General features: G+C 41.3%; 13 protein-coding genes and 3 pseudogenes. 6 read left to right on the top strand and 10 right to left on the bottom strand.

The window, feature by feature from the left end; all coding sequences use genetic code 11:
- Nucleotides 1-6: 6 nt before the first annotated feature.
- Together benB and benA are read right to left on the bottom strand one after the other, a co-directional pair.
- Nucleotides 7-526, bottom strand: a pseudogene (gene benB / locus I8T81_RS13005) (benzoate 1,2-dioxygenase small subunit).
- Complete coding sequence (gene benA, locus I8T81_RS13000; protein WP_004793610.1) at nucleotides 523-1,905, bottom strand: benzoate 1,2-dioxygenase large subunit; 1,383 nt, start codon at nucleotides 1,903-1,905, stop codon at nucleotides 523-525. Before benA ends, benB begins: the two are co-directional and overlap by 4 nt.
- 106 nt (nucleotides 1,906-2,011) lie before the next feature.
- Here benA and I8T81_RS12995 point away from each other — a divergent pair.
- Together I8T81_RS12995 and I8T81_RS12990 are read left to right on the top strand one after the other, a co-directional pair.
- Nucleotides 2,012-2,141: pseudogene (locus I8T81_RS12995) on the top strand (hypothetical protein).
- 44 nt (nucleotides 2,142-2,185) lie between these two features.
- Nucleotides 2,186-3,145: a LysR family transcriptional regulator gene (locus tag I8T81_RS12990; protein ID WP_003652630.1), complete on the top strand. Its 960-nt coding sequence runs from the start codon at nucleotides 2,186-2,188 to the stop codon at nucleotides 3,143-3,145.
- Between the two features lie 48 nt (nucleotides 3,146-3,193).
- Here I8T81_RS12990 and I8T81_RS12985 read toward each other — a convergent pair.
- From I8T81_RS12985 to I8T81_RS12955, 7 genes and pseudogenes are all read right to left on the bottom strand, one after another.
- Nucleotides 3,194-4,075, bottom strand: a pseudogene (locus I8T81_RS12985) (SphA family protein).
- A gap of 189 nt (nucleotides 4,076-4,264) precedes the next feature.
- The gene (locus tag I8T81_RS12980) at nucleotides 4,265-5,326 is read right to left on the bottom strand and encodes an NADH:ubiquinone reductase (Na(+)-transporting) subunit F (RefSeq protein WP_198071385.1); all 1,062 of its coding nucleotides are present in this window, start codon (nucleotides 5,324-5,326) and stop codon (nucleotides 4,265-4,267) included.
- Between the two features lie 14 nt (nucleotides 5,327-5,340).
- Nucleotides 5,341-5,703 (bottom strand): phenol hydroxylase subunit P4, encoded by a 363-nt coding sequence (locus I8T81_RS12975; RefSeq protein WP_198071384.1) that lies wholly within the window; start codon nucleotides 5,701-5,703, stop codon nucleotides 5,341-5,343.
- A gap of 59 nt (nucleotides 5,704-5,762) precedes the next feature.
- Nucleotides 5,763-7,289, bottom strand: coding sequence for an aromatic/alkene/methane monooxygenase hydroxylase/oxygenase subunit alpha (locus tag I8T81_RS12970; RefSeq protein ID WP_000211828.1), 1,527 nt, complete (start codon nucleotides 7,287-7,289; stop codon nucleotides 5,763-5,765).
- Nucleotides 7,290-7,334: 45 nt separating this feature from the next.
- Nucleotides 7,335-7,601 (bottom strand): MmoB/DmpM family protein, encoded by a 267-nt coding sequence (locus I8T81_RS12965; protein ID WP_151761574.1) that lies wholly within the window; start codon nucleotides 7,599-7,601, stop codon nucleotides 7,335-7,337.
- Between the two features lie 11 nt (nucleotides 7,602-7,612).
- Nucleotides 7,613-8,614, bottom strand: a complete 1,002-nt coding sequence (locus I8T81_RS12960; protein WP_198071383.1) for an aromatic/alkene monooxygenase hydroxylase subunit beta — start codon at nucleotides 8,612-8,614, stop codon at nucleotides 7,613-7,615.
- 20 nt (nucleotides 8,615-8,634) lie between these two features.
- Nucleotides 8,635-8,922 (bottom strand): phenol hydroxylase subunit, encoded by a 288-nt coding sequence (locus tag I8T81_RS12955; protein WP_000193471.1) that lies wholly within the window; start codon nucleotides 8,920-8,922, stop codon nucleotides 8,635-8,637.
- A 369-nt stretch (nucleotides 8,923-9,291) separates the two neighbouring features.
- Here I8T81_RS12955 and mobR point away from each other — a divergent pair, with 369 nt between their 5' ends.
- Complete coding sequence (gene mobR / locus I8T81_RS12945; protein ID WP_198071382.1) at nucleotides 9,292-10,962, top strand: phenol degradation transcriptional regulator MobR; 1,671 nt, start codon at nucleotides 9,292-9,294, stop codon at nucleotides 10,960-10,962.
- A 56-nt stretch (nucleotides 10,963-11,018) separates the two neighbouring features.
- Here mobR and I8T81_RS12940 read toward each other — a convergent pair whose 3' ends face one another.
- Nucleotides 11,019-11,219, bottom strand: a complete 201-nt coding sequence (locus I8T81_RS12940) for a heavy-metal-associated domain-containing protein (protein ID WP_075382609.1) — start codon at nucleotides 11,217-11,219, stop codon at nucleotides 11,019-11,021.
- Nucleotides 11,220-11,385: 166 nt separating this feature from the next.
- Between I8T81_RS12940 and I8T81_RS12935 the strand changes: the two genes are divergently transcribed.
- From I8T81_RS12935 to I8T81_RS12925, 3 genes are all read left to right on the top strand, one after another.
- The gene (locus I8T81_RS12935) at nucleotides 11,386-13,857 is read left to right on the top strand and encodes a heavy metal translocating P-type ATPase (RefSeq protein WP_198071381.1); all 2,472 of its coding nucleotides are present in this window, start codon (nucleotides 11,386-11,388) and stop codon (nucleotides 13,855-13,857) included.
- Between the two features lie 75 nt (nucleotides 13,858-13,932).
- Nucleotides 13,933-14,334: a Cu(I)-responsive transcriptional regulator gene (cueR, locus tag I8T81_RS12930; protein WP_191015205.1), complete on the top strand. Its 402-nt coding sequence runs from the start codon at nucleotides 13,933-13,935 to the stop codon at nucleotides 14,332-14,334.
- Nucleotides 14,335-14,361: 27 nt separating this feature from the next.
- Nucleotides 14,362-14,769, top strand: coding sequence for a GFA family protein (locus I8T81_RS12925; protein ID WP_191017774.1), 408 nt, complete (start codon nucleotides 14,362-14,364; stop codon nucleotides 14,767-14,769).
- Nucleotides 14,770-15,349 lie beyond the last annotated feature (580 nt).

The raw sequence follows: 15,349 nt of genomic DNA, 5'->3' as shown, positions 1-15,349 counted from the left end.
GTCCGTTTAACTGAGGGGGTATGTCTTAAAGGTGGTAGATATCAATCACTTGATTGATATAGTCATTTTTCAAAACGACATACTTGCTCAAGATTCTTGGTTGATCACCTGAAAAATCGATCACATAACGTGACATACCGAAATAGCTGTAATTTGTCTTGTAACGGAAACTCAAGGTATTCCAGTTAAAGCGGACCGTGACTTTGTCGCCGTCGCGTTCTACGACTTCAACGTTGGCAATATTGTGGCTTGTGCGTGTGTCCGGCATGGTTGCAGATGAGCGCTCGGTTTTAATACGGAACACGCGATCTTCTAAACCTTGACGGTCTGGATAATAAATAAGTGAAATTTCAGATTGCGGATCTTCAGTTAATCTATCGTCGTCATCCCAAGCTGGCATCCAAAAAGAAGCTTCTGGTGCATAGCATTCAAGCCAATCTTCCCATTGTTCATCATCTAAAAAGCGAGCTTCACGATAGAGAAACTGAGCAATATTTTCTAAAGTTGCTTTGTCTTGAGCACTCATGCTGTTTCTCCCTGATCAGCAATTTCTTTCTCTGATGCAATCGCATGTTTCATGGTGTGTAACCAATATTGATGTTGGGCAAGATAAAGACCTTCATCTTCAGTTTTGATACCACTTAACATTGGTTTTAAACCGATTTCATTCGCTGCATCGTCTGGTCCATAAATCCAGTGTTTAGAACCACGGCACATGTCATTCCATTCAAGGGCAATACCTGCGTAGCCTGCCTGACAAGCACGGAATTCTTCTAAATCGTCTGGTGTTGCCATACCTGAAGCATTAAAGAAATCTTCATATTGACGGATACGACGTGCACGAGCTTCGGGTGCTTCGCCTTTAGGAGCAATACAGTAAATGGTAACTTCGGTTCTATTGACAGAAAGTGGGCGAAGTACACGAATTTGCGAACCGAACTGATCCATCAAATAAACGTTTGGATAGAGGCAAAGATTACGTGAACGCTCAATCATCCATTTCGACATCGCTTCACCGTATTTTTCGGTGTATTCGTCTGCTTTCGGGAAGTTTGGACGGTCTTCTGGGTTTGCCCATTGTGTCCAAAGCAACATGTGGCCATTTTCAAAGCCATACGAGCCACCGCCTTGTTTACCCCAAGAACCTGCACTCATCGCACGGATGTTATCGGCAGCTTGAGTTTCTTTACGGTGTTGAGTCGTTGCTGCGTAGTTCCAGTGCACAGCAGAAACGTGGTAACCATCGGCACCATTTTCAGCGGTGAGTTTCCAGTTACCTTCATAGGTATAGGTAGATGAACCACGTAAAACTTCTAAACCATGTTCAGACTGGTCAACAATCATGTCGATGATTTTGGTGGTTTCACCCAAGAATTCTTCAAGTGAAGGAACATCGGGATTTAAGCTACCAAATAAGAAACCTTTGTAGCTCTCAAAACGAGCCACTTTTTTAAGGTCGTGTGAGCCTTCTTGGTTAAAGCAGTCCGAGTAACCAGCTTCACTTGGATCTTTAACCTTGAGTAATTTACCTGAGTTGTTAAACGTCCAGCCGTGGAAAGGGCAAGTATATGTTGCTTTGTTACCACGCTTGTGACGGCAAAGTTGTGCTCCGCGGTGTGAACACGCATTGATCATGGCATTGAGTTCGCCGTTACGGTTGCGGGCAATAATGACTGGCTGACGGCCAATGTGCGTGGTGTAGTAGTCATTATTGTTTGGAATTTGGCTTTCGTGTGCTAAATAAACCCAATTACCTTCGAAGATATATTTCATTTCGAGGTCAAATAGGGCTTCGTCAGTAAAGACTGAGCGATGAAGTTTAAATTCACCTGTATCGATGTTATCGACAAGTAATTCATCAATACGGTCAAGATGGCTAGTATTGATTACAGGAATACGTGGCATGTCCGTTCTCCGACTTTCCAAAAGTGTGGAAGTCACCAAGGCCTTAGCTACGATCTACAAGGTCTTGATATCCTAATATTGTCAATGAAGCGCATGAGTGCGCTGGGTGTTTAACCGTGAATTGATGAAGATGAATCACTGGAAGATTGGCAAGAGGGCTTTTTCACTAAGCAATTCATCACTTCATCGGTTTGTTGCTTGTATATACCTTAAAAGAATGGTTAAACTGTGTCTAAGACTGAATTTGCATTTTTTTATATCTTAAAGGTATGGAAACCTGATGGAACTAAGACATTTACGGTATTTTGTGGCTGTTGTTGAAGAACAGAGCTTTACAAAAGCCGCGGAAAAACTATTTATTGCTCAACCACCTTTGAGTCGACAGATTCAAAATTTGGAAAGTGAGCTTGGAATTCAACTGTTTGAGCGTGGAAGCCGTCCTTTACAGACAACCCCAGCCGGACATTTCTTTTATCAGCACGCCCTTAAACTTTTGTCGAATGCTGAAGAAATAAAAAGTATGACCAAACGTATTGGTCTCATTGAACGTAGTGTGACGATTGGTTTTGTCGGGTCTTTACTCTATGGTTTACTGCCGCGAATCATCTATTTATTTCGGCAACAACAACCTCATTTGAATATTCAATTGATGGAGTTAAGTACGACTGAGCAACTACAGGCATTAAAAGAAGGGCGTATTGATGTTGGATTTGGACGTCTAAGAATTAGTGATCCTGCGGTGAGACGTATTTTGCTACGTAAAGAGCGATTGGTGGTTGCTGCACATACCAGCCACCCGATTGCTCAGCGTACGGAAGGGGTATATCTGGCCGATCTCATTGATGAAAAGATGTTTATGTATCCCACTTCTCCGAAACCCAATTTTTCGACCCAGCTTTTAAATATTTTTGCCGAGCATAGTTTGGTTCCAAAAAATATGCATGAAATACGGGAAATTCAGCTGGCTTTGGGCTTGGTTGCAGCGGGTGAAGGTTTGTGTATTATTCCTGCCAGTGCCGATACCATTCGATTTCCACACTTAAACTACATTCCGATTTTAGATAACGGTGCAGTCAGCCCGATTTTCATTACTGCTCGTGCAATGGACCGAAGTGAAGACTTACAGCTTTTATTTGATTGTATTTATCAGGTGTATGATCTTGAAGGGATACCTTATCAACGGACGGTTTTTACACTTGATCAGAACCCGATAGATGATTCAAACGGCATCGATTTTTAAATAAAGCAGGGCATAGCCTCAAAAGCTGAAGCTATGCGTTGATGTGTTTTAGAATGCCCAAATTAGTTTTAGCCAGCTGGTATGTCCTTCGGGACGATATTCGACTTCGGTTTCTTTTAAAATTTTGGCTTCAATAGACCAGTTTTTATCGGCATATTGAATACCTGGCCCAATTGCAAAAGCTTGTCCTTTAAACCCAATGTCATTTCCGTTTACTTTGTCATCTGTGGTTTGTTTAAAAGCATAGCCTTCAACCGCAATTTTTAGTTTGGGGTTAATGCGGTAACCTAAGCTATAATCACCCGCAATATATTGTCCAGACTGGTAGTCGGTTGCATCGTTACGCGTATTCTAGCTATAAGACAATTTTGTAGAAAGATCTAAGCCTGCCGCGTTGGCATAACTATAGGCAAGAATAGGTCGAATGGTGTGATAGTTTTTCCCGAGATTGGCTTCAACTGGATGTGTCGTACTTGGAGTGTCGTAATCACCTGTTCCAAGTACGGTTTCTAGGGCTGCAATCCAGTGATGATTTCCTTGATGCCAGCCGAGCATACCACCCAAAATTAAGTCTCCGAGACCTTGGTTTGAGTCAGCCATTCCATTTACTTTAAGGCGTAGATCAACCAATGGCTGGGCTGCATAAAACCCGAGTTGTCCATCCATAATTTTTTGATCGGTCATCCAGACCAACCGCGGAACCACAGCGTTGACATCAACATGGAACTGGTCGGGACCATTTTGAAAATCTGATGCGTGGTAATTTTGATAATAACTGAGTAGATAGACCCCAGCAGGTGGTAAGGCACCCGCCATCATACCTTCGGCACCTAATGCAAAAGAGTCTGAGCCATTTTCTGTCGCAAATGCAGAGGGAAGGTAAAGGGTGCTGATTACACCACATATGATTGCAGCAATTTTGTTATTCATAGAATGTCCTATTCTGTGTTGTTTGGCTTGTCACTAAAAAAACGTTATTCCTTAACGGTCTTTAAAAACTTAAGTCTGTTTAACCTGTAAATTTTGAATGCAGAACTCCTGTGAGCCTTGTATTTGCTTTCTAAATTACAAATAAATACAAAGCTCATTTGAAAAAGTGGATTGTTGAATGATTTATCTTTAAATATGTTTGAATAAAGCCGAACGCGATTGTCCGGCAGCACCATCGGCTGCACTTAAGAATCGTTCAGTGTGAATGTCTCGTTCGAATAAGCGACTTTGCATGAGTGTTGAAATTGCCGAGTCGATCATGATGGGTGGGCCGCACAAATACGCTTTGTGTCCACCACATCGATTTTCAAAGTAATCGGCAACAGCCTCATGCACGAATCCGGTAAATCCAGTCCATTGGTCTTCTGGTTTTGGTGCATTCAGGGCAGGGATATAGCGGAAGTTTGGATAGTCTTTTACGAGTTGTTCAAACAATTCTCGGTTGTACAGCTCTGCCAAGTCTCGTGCTCCTTGGAAGAGGTAAATCGTGCGACTATCTCCAGACTCAAGTAAATCTAAAATCATCGATTGTGGACTTGAAAGACCTGAACCACCTGCAATGAAAATGGCATTTTGATCATCTGATTTGCGTACAAAAAATTGACCATAAGGGCCCGAAATATCGAGCTGATCACCCGTGGAAAGCTGTTCATGCACATAAGTCGTTGCTGCACCGCCTTCAACTTTACGAATATGCAGTTCAACGATGCCGACTTCACTTGGTGAATTGGCAATTGAAAACGCACGAGTTCCTTCAATGTCTGGAAATTGGACATTGATATATTGACCCGCTTGGAACTCGATTGGGCGATCTAGTTGTAGACGAATACCCTTAATGGTCGGCGATAGGTCTTTTATTTCAATGACGGTCGCTTGATAGTCTTGAACCAAATGGCCTAAGAAATCTGGGTCTTCATCGACATCGGCTTCAATGATCATGTCGGATTGTGGTTTGCAGCAGCAGGCAAGTACCTTGTTTTCATCACGTTCAATATCCATGAGCGCAAAGGGCGAGGCTTCACCAACATCGTAAAAACCATCTGTGACTTGAACCTTACATGTCCCGCAAGTGCCATGACCACAGGCAAAGGGTAACCAAACGCCTTGACGTAAAGCGGCATCTAAAATGGTTTGGTCTTCTTCTACTTCAATCGTTGTTCCGATCGGTTCAATAGTGACTTGATAACTCATGACACACCTCCGAATTAAACATAGCTGTCGTTATAGCCATTTAATTCTGGCGTAACGAAACGAAGTAATGACTTATGACCAAAACCAAGCTCTGCCAAGCTTTGTGTACTCTTAGGACTAATTGTTTGACCATCTAAGGTATATTGCACTTTTGACCAATCAATTTTGGCAAAATCTGGATGTTGGGCAAAACCACCTGTAATTTGTTGCTCAATCAACTGTCCAAAAGTTTGTTGAGGTGAGGCAAGCATGGCATGTGCTGAGCAAAAAAGGGTGTGATGATCCCAACCCACGTAAAGTAAGAATTGATCGCCATAATTTTTTTGCAGATCAAGTGGTTCAAATTGATAGTTGTTGTGTATCGCGCGAACAGTCATGTTCAATCTCCTTATTTCCTATCAGGCAGCGTGATCACTGCCTGAATAATTCCTTGTGCTTAAGCTGCGTTACCTTTCCATTTTTTCCAGCGCTGTTGGTCTGGTGAACCTTCAATATCCAGATTGTCGGCACCGACATTCATGCGGTAATAATCGCGGAGCATGGTTTCGAGGTCACCGCCACCACAGTTGCCTTGCAAAATTTGATTTACAGGGAGCCATGCTTGTATATATTTCTCAGGCTCGCGCTCGAAAATGTCATGACAACCATCTGAACAGGTGTGGTAGCGTTCGCCTTGGTAAATGCTATGGCGATAACTAAACTGAGTCGGGTCATCGCCCATTTCAGTAAAGGTCATTGGAATCTGACAAACCTGACAAAGCTGTGGTAAACCTGCGCTATAGAAGCGTTTACCTTCAGCTTCCATTTTGCGAGCCAATTCCCATTTTGGACGGTAGTATTTATCGAAAGTGTCTGGATATTTAGCAGATAACCAATCCATTTCTTCGTCGGTTGGAATCCATGTATGGAAACCAGCAGCATGACCAAAGTTATAGAAAATCCACCATGCTTGATGTGAGACATGCTCTTTTTCTTTTACAATGACATCGCTATATTTCGGCATACGAATGCCATAACGGCTTAAATCTTTAAATAGCGCACCGCCTGCCTGTTCAAAATAAACTTCCCAAGCTTCTTTCCAAGACATCACTTTGTTTGGCAGCATGTAATCCATCATCATGCCCACAATTGAAAGCAAACGCGTCCCACGCCAGAACCATTTATCAATCCATTCCTGCACAATCGGTACGTTATCTTCATGCTGTTCGAGCAAGAATTTTACGATTTCAAGACCAAGCGTCATGTGACGAGCTTCATCGGACTGCGCACTAAAACCAAAGGTTACGGTTGCCATATCGCCGTTATAAGCTGCTCCCGACATAAACGGAACAAATAGCAAATTGGTAAGTACATATTCAAAAGCAAAACTAATTGCTAATAAAAACTCGAAAGGACCAGCAGAACGAGCGTCTTCAAAAAATGATTTAGGCACAGACAAATACCAAACGCGGTCATGCATATGCGCCCAGTCCTGAAAACCATCAAAAAACTTGTTGTAATGGCTCATGGCATGAATTTGAGTCTGTACATGACGCAGCTCATCAATCGACTGCATCTGAGAAGCAATACGTGCTCCAATACCACTAAACTGGCGACCTACATGGGCATAACCTTGATAAGCCTGATATTCAAGTGGGGTAACCGCCGTTAAAAAGAGTTTGATCGCATTTAAGTAGCGTTCATTGCTGACATTCATCTGACCATTGTTTTGAGCAAAGGCATCAAAAATGGCATAAAGTTTTTTCTCTTTTTCTGCCTGATATTTCCAGTAAGCATCCATGGTTAAACGGAATGGATCTTCCCATTTAGACCAGTCCGTAATTTTGATGCCTTCAAATTCTTCATAAGGGAAGGCGTCTTTACGGTCAGCATAGGAAAAGTCCCAGTCCAGATCACGGGTTAATGCGCGGTAACGATCTTTAGCATTTAACTTTTTGCTGGTTTCTTTGGTTTGAGTTGTCATGATTGATCATCCTTAAATCTTTGTTAAACAACATCTATGTTGTGATTAATTCCAGTGAAGGCGGAAAGTATCGTTATCTTCTTCGACGTTGCCGCCCAGCGTAATCATGTTGAGTTGTAACGATTGGATGTCCCAATCTTGGCCTAGTTTTTCAGATACGGTTTCGGCTTTAATGACCAAATCAGTTTCACTTTCAATTCGAATCATGGCTGGTAAATACTGAATTGAAGCTTCAGGGTTATCTTCTTCAATCGCTTCGAGGATGTAGCGTGACGTATCATTGTCTTGTAACGCGAGATAGACTTTAGACATGTTGCTTCTCCTTAAGCATTTGCAAGTTCAGGTTGTAGACCTAGTTTTTTTGCACGTTCAATCACAACTTGTTCTGCTTGATCGACTGCATTTGATGTTAAGGCTGCTGTTGCCCAAGGTGTAAAGGCCGCTTTTACTTGAGCTAAAGACTGAGTGAACCATTCATTTAATAGTTGTTTATTGTGATCGGATTCTGCTGCGGCAGTTTTAATGACGGTGTCTGACCACTTACGTAAATCACCTAAAGTGTCTTTCATAAATTCAGTCAGCATGGCTAAGTCACGAGCATTTTGAGTGACTAACCACTGATCAAACTGTTGATAGACCAGCTCTGTTACAAAGCCGTCAATCACAAGATTTTGTAATAAGAAAAGTTTGAAGTAGTCTTGCTCGGTGAGACTTTCTTCACACAGACGGCGTAAGCCTTGCCATGCAGGATGTTGCATCCAAATCTGTTTTGCCTGTTGTAATGAATCGCCGCTATTACCATCTAAAGCTAGACCAATGCGTGAGATGTACTGCGCAATTCCTAAATGATCCATTGCCGCATAAATACAAGCTTGGGTAAGTACCGTGCCATATCCATAGGCACTGCCAGACATCATGTGTAAGTTTGCAGTTTGTTCAACGTGGCGAAATGGCAATAAGCACTCAATGACCTTAGCTTTGACTTCATCAGACAGATGTTCTGCAAGCTGACGTTTTTCGAAAAAAGCAAAATTACTTTCTGCAGTGTCTTGTAAACGTGCACGGTGCTGAACATAAGTTCCATAATAGAATTGACGTGGATCTTTAAATGCATACCAGTCTCGCATTTGCAGGGCAGTATGGGTTTTGTCATTTAAAGTCTTTTCAGGTTTCCACAAAGGACGATAGTGAAAGTTAGTTTCTGCTTGTACATCGAAACTCACTTCTTGATATCGAGTTGCTGGCTTACTACCAAATCGTCTTTCGATATAGGCATAGTTCTGGCGGATAGGTTCGACATTTGACGTTTTGATTTCTAAAGTCATGGCTTTATCTCCTTATATTTTTACATCTGATCATCGTGATCGTTGCTATTACGTTGCGTGCCGACTAAGGTTGCTTCAGTGCCATAGCGCCATTTTTCTTCCTGAGCATCATTAAAAGCTTGCTGCTCTTGGGTCATTTCAACCACTTGATTGGTCTTACAAAAATCATTAAATGCATGTTTAGGCAAAACCAGTTCCACAAATAGACTTGGGTCGTGAATGGCAAAATCGAATTCGATAAACTCTGCGTTTAAGTCGCCAGTGACCCGGATATATTTGGTTAATGCTTCGACTTGAGGTTGCGTCATGCTGTACTCCATCAAGACATGGTCTCGAAATTGATGAATGCTCCTTGCTCTCGCTATAAGCTTTACAAAAGCTATGCCAACTTTATTTTTGTTATTAAAAAACAATAAATTAAGATTTTTTATAAAAATGAAGAATTTTTAAAATTCACCATTTCATGAATTTTTTGAATGGTGAAATAGAGATATTCATGATTTGATGAAGAGGGTTGTAAAAATTTCTTTTTAGAATGTTTGAGGCTTTAAATGAAGAGAGTTAGAAATACTTTTTTAGTATGAAGTTATGTCTTTAAGGTACTAGGACATTTATCTGGTTCTTCGATAAGATGAGATAACACCCAAATGTGTTTAATGGATTAAAACAGATCACTCATGGCTCGAGTAAAATACGATACAACGGGACGATACGCAGATCATCCGCAAGAAATTCATGATTTGCTGTCTAAACTGCATTTTGATACTGCCCACGGCCAAATCTGGTTTGATGAATATCGAATGCTGCTTTTACACACCAGCATTATGGGATATTTGCGTAAAGACTTAGCGCACATGATTGGGCTTGAGCGGACCAAGCGTTTTTTTATTCGTTTAGGGTATCAAGCTGGGTTAAAAGATGCAGAAGTTACAACAAAAATGCGTCCCGATTTAAATGAACACGATGCTTTTATGGCAGGCCCACAAATGCACGCCATTCGTGGAATGGTGCAAGTACAGGCCAACCAGCTCAATTTAAGCCACGATAAAAAACAGTTTTATGCCGATTTAAATTGGCTTAACTCTTTTGAAGCTGATGTGCATTTAGAGCATTTTGGCCCAAGTGATGAACCTGCGTGCTGGATGCTTCTGGGTTATGCATGCGGCTACAGTAGTTTTGCGACGGGCATGACCATTATTTATCAAGAAATAGAGTGTAAGGCCTGCGGCGATGAGCATTGCCGTATTATCGGTAAGCCTTTAGAAGAGTGGGAAAATGCAGATGAGCTAATTCAGTTCATGTCTCCCGAACCCATGGAAAAAGAACTGATTGCGTTGCAGGCTGAACTTTTTGAGCTTAAAAAATCAATTTATAGCGACAGTGAAGCCGATTACCAATTATTTAGCTCAGTGGGTAAGTCAGCATCTTATAAACAGGTCTGTGCATTACTAACCAAAGCAGCAGGTTCGAAAGTTTCTATTTTGCTACAAGGTGAAACTGGCGTTGGTAAAGAAGCTTTTGCACGAGGGGTTCATGCAAATAGCCAAAGAAAAGACCAACCTTTTGTTGCGGTAAATTGTGCAGCGATTCCGCCAGAATTAATTGAGTCTGAGTTATTTGGGGTAGAAAAAGGTGCCTATACGGGGGCACATCAATCTCGCTTGGGCAAGTTTGAACGAGCCAATGGCGGTACTATTTTTTTAGACGAAGTGATTGAGCTTTCACCTCGTGCACAAGCGGCACTATTACGCATTTTGCAAGAAGGTGAATTTGAGCGAGTTGGAGATTCGCAGACACGTATTTTAGATGTCCGTGTAATTACAGCAACCAATGAAGACCTTGAACAAGCTGTGAAAACAGGACGATTTCGGGCAGATTTGTATTATCGCTTAAATATTTTTCCAGTTCAGATTCCGCCTTTGCGGGAGCGCCGTGAAGACATTCCTTTATTGGTTGAACACTTTCTTCATCGTTTTGAAAAAATGTACGGCAAAACTATTCAGGGCGTAAGTGAAAAGACCAAAGTTTTTATGCAGCAATATGAATGGCCAGGAAATATTCGTGAGTTAGAAAACTTATTAGAAAGGGCGGTTTTATTAACGGATGATCAGCAACTCATTAAGTTAAATGCCATTTTTCCACAGATCAAGCATGACCCAGAGCAGGCTGTAACTGTTGAAACCAACTTTGAGCAATTATTGCAGGCAGAGTTTAATTTAGAAGAACACGAAAAGCAGTTAATTTTAACAGCTTTAAAAAAGGCAAATCATAATGTGTCTGAAGCGGCACGCTTATTGGGACTAACTCGGGCAGCACTAGACTATCGAATTAAAAAATTTCAGCTTTGAGACAATATCAACAAACACAAAATAAAGGCCTAACTTTAAACGTTAGGCCTTATTGATTATTGCACTTGAGCTGGGAAACCATCTTCTTCAAGTGCTTCAGTAATTTTATCAACGCTTTCACTGCTTTCAACAGTCACGATTTTGGTCGTTAAATCTACATCTACTTTGGCATTTGGATCGATATCTTGAATCGTCGCAGTCACGCCACGAGCGCAGCCACCACAAGTCATATTTTCAATAAGTAGTTTCATGTTCATACTCCATCAAGAATGAGATGTTTGTTTGGATAACACTGAGTCTAAACCTTGTCATGATTGTAAGGTCAAGACCAATTTTTTAAAAAAATATGCTTGACCTTCCCATGATGGGAATCTGTATGCTCAATACAGAATATTAAATTTTGCAGATTTGCAGAGGTGTTTGATGGACTCAAAAAACACAAAATTGCCAGCATATAGTGAAACACTTCCAATTGAAGGCATGACCTGTGCCTCGTGTGTAGGGCGTGTCGAAAAAGCACTTAAGAAAGTTGAAAATGTAGAGATTGCTAACGTTAATTTGGCAACAGAAAAAGCCGTTGTTTATTCAAATCAACCGATTCAGCGCGAAGCACTGGTTAAAGCAGTTGAACGAGCAGGTTATGATGTTCCAAAAGCTGCACCAGTAGAATTGTCTATTGAGGGTATGACTTGTGCATCTTGTGTTGCACGTGTTGAAAAGGCCCTTAAAAAAGTAGAAGGCGTTCAAGAAGCCACAGTCAACTTAGCAACAGAGCAAGCTTGGGTGCAGGCAGATGCATCAGTCAATATTGAAGACTTAATTCGCGCTGTTAAAAAAGCAGGTTATGACGCAAAAGCATCAGAAAAAAATCAAGATGAGCAGCTCGATAAAAAAGCGTCAGAGTTAGATCAGCTAAAAAAAGATTTGATCATTTCGATTGTGTTGGCTTTACCTGTGTTTATTTTGGAAATGGGTTCACATCTCATTCCAGCTTTTCACATGTGGGTCATGCATACGATTGGTCAATACAATAGCTGGCTTTTACAGTTTGTTTTGACCACATTAGTACTCGTTTTTCCTGGTCGCCGTTTTTACCAAAAAGGTATTCCGGCCTTATTACGTTTAGCGCCAGATATGAACTCGCTGGTTGCTGTTGGCAACTTAGCTGCCTATAGCTTTTCAGTTGTGGCAACCTTTATGCCGCAGTTTTTACCCGAAGGCACGGTCAATGTTTACTTTGAAGCGGCTGCCGTTATTGTCAGTTTAATTTTGCTCGGACGATATTTTGAAGCAAAAGCTAAAGGACGAACCTCGCAAGCTATTCAACATTTAGTGGGAATGCAGCCTAAAACAGCTCGTATTCAGCGTGATGGTCAAGTGGTGGAAGTTGCTGTTGCCGAAGTGGTCAGCGGAACGATTGTAGAAATTCGCCCGGGTGAACGTGTGTCTGTCGATGGTGAAGTGGTTGACGGACACAGCTACATTGATGAATCTATGATTACGGGTGAGCCTGTTCCTGTTGAAAAGAAAATAGGAGAGCAGGTGGTCGGTGGTACGGTCAACCAAAACGGTACTCTAAACATTCGGGCAACCGCCGTTGGTTCTTCTTCTGTACTTTCACAAATTATTCGCATGGTTGAGCAGGCCCAAGGTTCTAAACTTCCGATTCAGGGTTTGGTCGATAAAGTCACCATGTGGTTTGTACCGGCTGTCATGCTAGTTGCTGCAATTACTTTCTTGGTTTGGTTTATTTTTGGGCCAGAACCTGCGTTGACTTTTGGTTTAGTGAATGCTGTTGCGGTACTGATTATTGCGTGTCCTTGTGCGATGGGGCTTGCAACACCAACTTCTATTATGGTCGGTACTGGACGTGGTGCTGAGTTAGGGGTTCTGTTCCGTAAAGGTGAAGCTTTGCAGCTTTTGCAAGAAGCGCAGGTCGTTGCAGTTGATAAAACGGGCACACTGACCGAAGGTAAACCGACACTAACAGACTTTAATGTGCAATCTGGCTTTGAACGTGAACAAGTGCTAACTTTAGTTGCCTCAGTCGAAGCTAAGTCTGAACATCCAATTGCTCTTGCGATTGTTCAAGCAGCAGAAAGTGAAGGCTTAAACTTATTACCGGTAACAGCATTTAACTCGATTACAGGTTCAGGTATTGAGGCGGAAGTTTCAGGCCAAAAAGTGCAAATTGGCGCAGATCGTTATATCCACCAACTTGGTTTAGACACCAACTCATTCTACGCGATTGCTGCTCAATTAGGTGAAGAAGGCAAAACACCGCTGTATGTTGCTATTGACCAACAACTAGCTGCAATTATTGCTGTGGCGGATCCAATTAAAGAAACAACCTATGCTGCGATTGAGGCCTTGCATCAATTAGGTCTCAAGGTTGCCATGATTACAGGCGACAACCGTCATACGGCGCAAGCAATTGCCAAAAAGCTGAATATTGATGAAGTTGTGGCAGAAGTTTTACCCGAAGGCAAAGTGGACACAGTTCGCCAACTGCAAAAACAATATGGTCGTTTGGCCTTTGTAGGTGACGGTATTAACGATGCACCAGCCTTGGCGCAAGCAGATGTTGGCTTAGCCATCGGTACAGGAACAGATGTTGCCATTGAAGCTGCCGATGTTGTATTGATGTCAGGTAGTTTAAAAGGCGTACCGAACGCAATTGCATTAAGTAAAGCAACCATGCGAAACATACGTCAAAACCTGTTCTGGGCATTTGTATATAACGTTGCTTTAATTCCAATTGCAGCAGGTGCGCTATATCCAGCATTTGGTGTATTACTTTCACCGATGTTTGCAGCAGGCGCGATGGCACTTTCTTCGGTTTTTGTTTTAGGCAATGCATTACGCTTAAAACGTTTTCATGCGCTCGTACAGTAAGGGTGCTGAAAATCAACTTTTGGTTTAAGATCATGACAGCAGGTCTTAAACCAAATTTAATATTTGAGGTGTGAGATGAATATCGGTCAGGCATCCAAACATTCGGGTATTTCGGCGAAAATGATTCGCTACTATGAAGAAATCGGTTTACTTGAAGCAGCTCAGCGTTCTGCTTCTGGCTATCGCATTTATTCAGAAACAGACCTTAAAACTTTAAACTTTTTAAAGCATGCTCGAGAGTTAGGTTTTTCATCTGAACAGATGAAAGAGCTTATTTCGCTTTGGAAAAATACAGGCCGGCAGAGTGCAGAGGTGAAAGCCTTAACGGTAAAACACATTGCCGAATTAAAACAGAAAATTGCCCATCTCCAAGAAATGGTTAATATTTTGCAGGCTTCAGCCGATGATTGCTGCGGCAACCAGCAAGCTTCTTGTGCGATCTTAGATCACATTGAAAAAGGTGTGGGTGTAAGCTAAGTTTCATTAAAATAAAAAAGGAAAATTATAGTGTATACGGCATCTTGTCTATGTAATGGTATCCAACTACAAATTAATAGCGAATTAGAACCCATCATGGTGTGTCATTGCACACAGTGTCAAAAAGCCCAAGGTGCTGCTTTCGCTGCCATTACTCAAGTACAAAAAAATGACTTAAATATTGTGCAGGGTGAAAATCTTTTACAGGCTTATTTTGCATCACCTAATAAAAAGAGAGTGTTCTGTAAAACTTGTGGTTCACCGATCTGGAGTGAACGTCTAGATAAGCCTGAAGTAGTGCGTTTGAGGGTAGGACTCATTAATGAAGAAATATCGACATCTGTCATTTCTCATGCTTTTGTGTCTTCAAAAGTGAAATGGTATCCAATTTGCGATAGTGCTCGCCAATATCAAAATGGAGTAGAAAACCCTTAAATATTAAGGTTGGATCGTATTTTATTCATTTGTAAAAAAACGTGAACAAGACTAGTCATGAATAAATAATGTGCTATAATTGTACCTAAGGTAATCGTAATATCTCCTCGATCCACAGGGAAACTTGGGACAGGGCAAAAGATACGATAAGACCTTACATATAGCTAGCAAAGAGCATGTAAGAGATGGATAGACACAAATCTTAGATTGCTCACCGTTGCAGAAAAGCCCGTGAAACGGGCTTTTTTAATGCCTGTAGAAAACTATTTCTAGTTTGAGAAGTGCATAAATTTTTAGACTATTTATGAAAAATTAATGTAAAAATAACAAAATATTTTAAATAAACAGACTATTCTGTATTGTAATTTGTTTTTATTAAGGGTACATTTAATCAACGGTTTAAAGTTCAAGCTTAATAATGAACTCATGGTCGTTGTGGGAGATCTAAGAGCCTGCATTTTCCCCAAGATGCGGGTTTTTTTTATGCCTATAGAAAAGTGACGATTAACTCGACTTAAATAAAAAACATATAATTTTCTGTTATTTATTAGATTTTAATAAGCCTACGATCTAAAGATTG

Origin of the sequence: Acinetobacter seifertii (assembly GCF_016064815.1) — a bacterium.
Classification (GTDB): Bacteria; Pseudomonadota; Gammaproteobacteria; order Pseudomonadales; family Moraxellaceae; genus Acinetobacter; species Acinetobacter seifertii.
Note: the sequence above shows the minus strand (reverse complement) of the source record. Positions and strands in the feature narration are given on the sequence as shown.

Coding starts and splice junctions, on each gene's coding strand:
- benA (WP_004793610.1), bottom strand. CDS start 1,905: ATGCCACGTATTCCTGTAATCAATACTAGCCATCTTGACCGTATTGAT.
- I8T81_RS12990 (WP_003652630.1), top strand. CDS start 2,186: ATGGAACTAAGACATTTACGGTATTTTGTGGCTGTTGTTGAAGAACAG.
- I8T81_RS12980 (WP_198071385.1), bottom strand. CDS start 5,326: ATGAGTTATCAAGTCACTATTGAACCGATCGGAACAACGATTGAAGTA.
- I8T81_RS12975 (WP_198071384.1), bottom strand. CDS start 5,703: ATGACTGTTCGCGCGATACACAACAACTATCAATTTGAACCACTTGAT.
- I8T81_RS12970 (WP_000211828.1), bottom strand. CDS start 7,289: ATGACAACTCAAACCAAAGAAACCAGCAAAAAGTTAAATGCTAAAGAT.
- I8T81_RS12965 (WP_151761574.1), bottom strand. CDS start 7,601: ATGTCTAAAGTCTATCTCGCGTTACAAGACAATGATACGTCACGCTAC.
- I8T81_RS12960 (WP_198071383.1), bottom strand. CDS start 8,614: ATGACTTTAGAAATCAAAACGTCAAATGTCGAACCTATCCGCCAGAAC.
- I8T81_RS12955 (WP_000193471.1), bottom strand. CDS start 8,922: ATGACGCAACCTCAAGTCGAAGCATTAACCAAATATATCCGGGTCACT.
- mobR (WP_198071382.1), top strand. CDS start 9,292: ATGGCTCGAGTAAAATACGATACAACGGGACGATACGCAGATCATCCG.
- I8T81_RS12940 (WP_075382609.1), bottom strand. CDS start 11,219: ATGAACATGAAACTACTTATTGAAAATATGACTTGTGGTGGCTGCGCT.
- I8T81_RS12935 (WP_198071381.1), top strand. CDS start 11,386: ATGGACTCAAAAAACACAAAATTGCCAGCATATAGTGAAACACTTCCA.
- cueR (WP_191015205.1), top strand. CDS start 13,933: ATGAATATCGGTCAGGCATCCAAACATTCGGGTATTTCGGCGAAAATG.